A 5,464-nucleotide genomic window follows, 5' to 3' on the forward strand; every position below is an offset into this window, starting at 1 on the left:
TTGTGGTGGGGTTGTTTTTTTTTACTCAGAGCCGGGGGCGGCGCGGGCGGGCCCCCTGGCGGGGGGGGGGGTCGACGATCATCCGCGGCTGCCCCGCGGGCTCACCCCGCGGTGCACGCCGTCCCGCCCGGCGCGCCGACCAGCGTGAAGCCCGTCGGCGGCGTGCTCACCCCGCCGTGCGCGACGTTCGCGCCGACCTCGACGGACGCCCCCGGGGCGAGGGTCCCGTTCCAGGCGGCGGAACGCACGGTGACGTCGGCGCCCGACTGCGTCCAGGTGGCGCTCCACCCGTTCGTCACCGTCTGCCCGGAGGGGAGGGCGAACGCGAGCGTCCAGCCGTCGAGGGGCGTGGTCCCGGTGTTCGTGAGGCGGAGGGTCACGGTCCCGCCGGAGCCCCAGTCGCTCGACGACCAGCGGACGGCGCAGGCGCCGGGCGCGGGACCCGTCGACGTCGCGGGGGTCGTGAAGGTGGCCGCCGGCCCGGGCGCGGACGCGTTCCCGGCGCGGTCGGTCGCGACGAGGGCGACGCGGTACGTCGTCTCGGGCGCGAGGCCGGTCAGGGCCTGGCTGGTGCCCGACGTGGTCGCGACCCGGACGCCGTCGAGCAGCACGTCGTACCCGGCGACGCCGCTGCCCGCGTCCGAGGAGGGTGCCCACGTGACAGACGCCCCGGTCGTGGTGACGCCCGAGACCGTCGGCGTCCCGGGCGTCGACGGCGGCGTGGTGTCCGGCTCGACCGGCCCGGCCGTGGGCTCGGCGCCCCACAGCAGCTCGTCGCCCTCGTAGAGGGTGATGCGCGCGTTCTTCGTCAGGGCGTCGCCGGTCGCGACCTGCGCGAAGGACCAGTCGTCCGCGGCGTCCCAGACGTCCGCCGTGACGCGGAACTGCACCTCGCGGCGGTGCTGGGACTGGCCGCCGGGGTAGACGACCGAGCCCGAGCAGTCGATCTCGACGAAGTACTGGTCGCCGCCCGCGTGGCCCACGGTCGCCGTCGCGCCGGGGCACTCGGAGTAGTTCGTCGTGGCGCGCAGCGTCGCCGGGTCGGCGCCGTCGTCGAGCGTGAACCAGTACCGCAGGCGCACGTCGTCGAGCACGCGCGCCGGGAAGGCCGACCGGTTGCGCAGCACGGCCTTGATCTCCGTGAACGCGGTGCCGGGCTGGTTGAGGCGCGACTCGACGAAGAACTCGTCCTGGTCCGGGGTCTCGGGCTGCGGGAAGTCGGCGAGCGGGGCGCCCCCGTGCTCGCCGACGAGGAACGCGAGCGCCGACGTGAAGCCGGCGTTGTAGTCCGTGGCGACCTCGTTGGCGACGTAGTCCGAGCGGCTGTCCGTGTAGGCGTCGTTCGGAGCACCCGGGCCGCCGACGAGAGCGCCATACAAGACGTGCCGCGTCGCGACCGGCTCGGCGAGCGAGTCGAGCCACGAGCCGTGCGCGGTGCGGTGGTGCGGGTTCTGCGGAGAACCCTCGCCGTACCCGACGACGTACGAGGCGCCGCGCGGGTTGTCGCCGAGCGCGTAGCCGATCTGGCGCTCACCGAAGTCCTGGTAGGTCTGCGCGCGGGTCGTGTCGCCGCGACCCCGCAGCCACTCGCCGTAGGCCAGCGCGACGAACGCCGTGTTCGCGGCGTAGCGCAGCGAGCCCCACGAGTCGAGGAACGCCTGCCCGCCGGGGGAGTACCGCACCCGCGAGCCCTGGTACCCGGTGGTCCAGAAGTCGAGCCACCGGTTCGCGTCGTCGACGTACTGCTGCTTGCCGGTCGCCTGGGCCAGCAGCGCGTACGCGCCGTACGTCTTGTCGTCCCACGCGATCGTCCAGCGGTACGACGGCGTGCTCGTCTGGTTCTCGCGCGAGAGACCGGCGTACTCCTGCTCGGCCTTCGCGAGGTACGCCGCGTCGCCCGTCGCCTCGTACAGCCAGTACGCGCCCCACACGAGCTCGTCCTGGTAGCCGGACCACGAGTTGTAGAACGCGCCCACGGGCACGCAGTCGGAGTACTTGCCGCGATAGGTGTCGGCGAAGGCGTAGAGCTGCTCCGCGTGCTCCACGAGCTCGGCCGCGTACGCCGGGTCGGAGTCCGCGAAGACGATCGACGACGCGGCCATGGCCGCCGCGGTCTCGCCCGCGACGTCGCTCCCGGGGCACGACCGGTCGACCTTGTACGCCGGCCGGTCCATCTGTATCGCCTCGGCCGGTCCCCACCACTTGTGGTCCGCGTCGCCGTCGCCCACCTGCGCGTAGAGCACGTCCGACTCGGGGTGCGCCCTGATGAAGTAGTCGTTGACCCAGCGCAGCGAGTCGAGCAGCTCGTCCCGCTGGCCCGACGCCGCGTACCCGTCGGGGCTCGCGATCGCGCCCCACGCGAGCATCGTCGTCGTGAAGGCCATGGGCAGCCCGAACTTCACGTGGTCGCCCGCGTCGTACCAGCCGCCCGTGAGGTCGAGCCCCACGTCGGCGCCGTCGTCGAGCGCGGAGTCGCCGCGCCAGCTCACCCGGAAGTCGTCGGGGAGGTCGCCCGAGCGCTGGGCGTCGTAGAAGAACAGGGACTTCTGGAGCGCCTCGGCGTAGTTCGGCTCGGCGGCAGCAGCGGCCGCTGCCGGGGCCGGCGTCGGATCCGGCGCGGCCGAGGCCGGGGTCGTGGCCGCGAGGCTCGCGACGAGCAGGGCGCCCGTGGCGAGGACCGCGGTGGGTCGTAGGTGCATGGCTGCCTCTCGGTCCGGCTGCGTCCGCGTCGACGCAGGTCGACGCCACTGTCCGGACGCGGCGGAGCAGGGGTCAAGGACGTGGGCCACCCCGAAACGTTTAGCCGCCGTGGGCGGCGCGCTCCGCGGCGGCGGCGACGTTGCGCTGCATCCCGCCGAACACGACGCCGTGGAACGGCTTGACCGCCCACCAGTAGAGCTGGCCCGCGAGGCCGTGCGGGTGGAACAGCGCTCGCTGCGCGAAGTAGGTCCGGCCCGGCCCGCTCGCGTCCTCGGGCGTGGGCCCGGGCGCGTCGGGGTCGGTCGCGTCGGGGAGCTCCGCGGCCGCCTCGTCGACGCGCAGCTCGAGCCACGCGAGCCCCGGCAGGCGCATCTCGGCCCGGAGCAGCAGGCGACGGCCCGGCTCGATCGCCTCGACGCGCCACCAGTCGAGCTCGTCGTCCACGCGCAGGTGCCGCTCGTCGCGCCGACCGCGCCGCAGCCCGGGCCCGCCGACGGCGCGGTCCAGGAGCCCCCGCACGCGCCACGCGAGGGACCACGAGTACCAGCCGCCCTGGCCGCCGATCTCCTCGACGACGCGCCAGAGCACGTCGCTCGGAGCGTCGACGACCGTCCGCCGCTCGTCGACGTACAGCGAGCCGCCGGCCCAGTCGGGGTCGCTCGGCAGCGGGTCCGACGGCGCTCCCGGGACCGAGGCGGACGACCAGCGCGTCACGACCTCGCCGTCGTGGATGCGTTCCAGGGCCAGCTCGACGGCGCGGTCGAACCCGAGGAGGCCCTCGGGCGGGTCGGGCACGTACCGCCGGATGTCGTGCTCGCGGCACACGACCTCGTGCTGGAGCGACTCGACGAGCGGTCGCGCGATGCCCGACGGCACGGGGGTGACGAGCCCGACCCAGAGGCTCGAGAGCTTCGGCGTGAGCACCGGGACGCTGACGATCGCGCGCCGGGGGAGCCCGGCCACCTTCGCGTAGCGCTGCATCATGTCGCGGTACGTGAGGACGTCGGGCCCGCCGACGTCGAACGCGCGCGAGACGTCGGGCGGCATCGTCGCGGACCCCACCAGGTAGCGCAGCACGTCCCGCACCGCGATGGGCTGGATGCGGTTGTCGACCCACCTCGGGGTCGTCATGGCCGGGAGCCGCTCCGTGAGGTAGCGCATCATCTCGAACGACGCGGACCCGGAGCCGAGGATCACCGCGGCCTGGAGCACCGTCGTCGGGACGCCCGACGCGAGCAGGATTTCGCCGACCTCCTTGCGCGAGGCGAGGTGGCGCGACAGCTCACCCTCCGGAACCTCCGGGAACATCCCGCCGAGGTACACGACCCGCCCGACGCCCGCCTCGCGCGCCGCGCGCGCGAACGTGAGCGCGGTGCGACGGTCGCGCGCCTCGAACGTGCTCCCGGTGCCGAGCGAGTGCACGAGGTAGTACGCGACGTCGGCGCCCTCGAGCGCGGCCCGGATCTGGTCGAGGTCCGCAGCGTCGGCGGCCACCGTCTCGACGTCGTGCACCCACTCGCGCCCCGCGAGCCGCTCGGGGTGGCGTGCGAGCGCGCGCACCTCGAACCCCGCGCGCAGCAGCACGGGCACGAGCCGTCCGCCCACGTAGCCTGTGACGCCCGTGACCGCGGCCCTCACGAGAGCAGCTCCAGGAGCTCGCGCTCGGCCCGCGTCTGCGAACGCGTCGATCCGATGGTCTCGCCGCGCTCCCACAGGTCGAACAGGCGCGGGTCGATGTACGAGGACCGCGCGACGGCGGGCGTGTTCCCGAGCTCCTCCGCGACGTCCTTGACGATCCCCGTGACGACCTTGCGCCGCGCCCGTTCGGAGGCGGGTGCGGCCCCGGCGTCGGCGAGCGCGCGGGCCGCGAGGACCGTCGCGTGCCACGTGCGGAAGTCCTTGGGCGTCGCGTCGTCGCCGAGCCGCTCCTTGATGCCCGCCTGGACGTCGGCGCTCGTGACGTCGTGCCACACGGCGCGCCCGTCGGGGCCGTCCTCGCGCCACGCGAGCAGCTCGACGCCGCCGCGGCGCCGCTTGAGCGTCGTGACGAGCTCGGCGACCACGGGGTCGTCCACGACGACGTCGCGCACCTGTCCCGACTTCGCCGGGTAGTGGAAGTGCACGCTCCCGTCGCGCCGCACCCGCGCGTGCTCCTTGCGGATCGTCGCCAGGCCGTAGCTGTTGTTCTGCTTCGCGTAGATCTCGCCGCCGGCGCGGAAGTACGCGAGGTTGAGCAGCCGGAACGCGAGGGCGAGCACCTTCTCGCGACCCATGCCGGGCTGCACGAGCTCGCGTGCGACGCGGCGCCGGGCCGCGGGAAGGCGCCGACCGACGTCGAGCACGTGGTCGTGCTTGCGCCGCGCGCGCCGCACCTGCCACTGCTCGTGGTACAGGTACTGGCCGCGACCGGCGACGTCGCGCCCGAACGCCTGGATGTGACCGTTCGGGTACCGGCAGATCCAGACGTCGGCCCAGGCGGGCGGGACCGCGAGGCGCGTGCACCGCGCGAGCTCCTCCTCGTCGGCGAGCGGGAGCCCCTCGACGTCGAGGAACACCCACGAGTCGCCCTTCGGGCGCCGCGAGTACCCGGGGGAGGTCACGGACACCCGACGCAGTCGCACCCGGTCATCGTGCGGGACGCGTGCCCCGCTCGCGCGCCGGGGACGCCGCGGCGAACCGCCCCTCGGCACGCCGACGGGGGGGGGGGGCCCGCCCCCCCCCGGGGGGGGGGGGGGGGGGGCGCGGGGGGGGGGGGGGGGTTTTT

The 5,464-nt window shown here is 74.6% G+C and carries 3 protein-coding genes; all 3 read right to left on the reverse strand.

Going from position 1 to position 5,464, the window contains the following annotated elements; genetic code table 11:
* Positions 1–101: 101 nt before the first annotated feature.
* Positions 102–2,699, reverse strand: a complete 2,598-nt coding sequence (locus ACFWH7_RS20595; RefSeq protein ID WP_378219475.1) for a glycoside hydrolase family 9 protein — start codon at positions 2,697–2,699, stop codon at positions 102–104.
* A 100-nt stretch (positions 2,700–2,799) separates the two neighbouring features.
* Entirely contained in the window at positions 2,800–4,338 is a 1,539-nt protein-coding gene (locus ACFWH7_RS20600; RefSeq protein ID WP_378219477.1) for an SDR family oxidoreductase, read from the reverse strand.
* Positions 4,335–5,321 (reverse strand): DNA topoisomerase IB, encoded by a 987-nt coding sequence (locus ACFWH7_RS20605; RefSeq protein ID WP_378219479.1) that lies wholly within the window; start codon positions 5,319–5,321, stop codon positions 4,335–4,337. The genes ACFWH7_RS20600 and ACFWH7_RS20605 overlap by 4 nt, the downstream gene beginning before the upstream one ends.
* Positions 5,322–5,464: the final 143 nt, after the last annotated feature.

Origin of the sequence: Cellulosimicrobium cellulans, from assembly GCF_042723955.1 — a bacterium.
Classification (GTDB): Bacteria; Actinomycetota; Actinomycetes; order Actinomycetales; family Cellulomonadaceae; genus Cellulosimicrobium; species Cellulosimicrobium cellulans_H.

Excerpts from the sequence above, each read along its gene's own strand:
- ACFWH7_RS20595 (WP_378219475.1), bottom strand. The coding sequence starts at position 2,699 with ATGCACCTACGACCCACCGCGGTCCTCGCCACGGGCGCCCTGCTCGTC.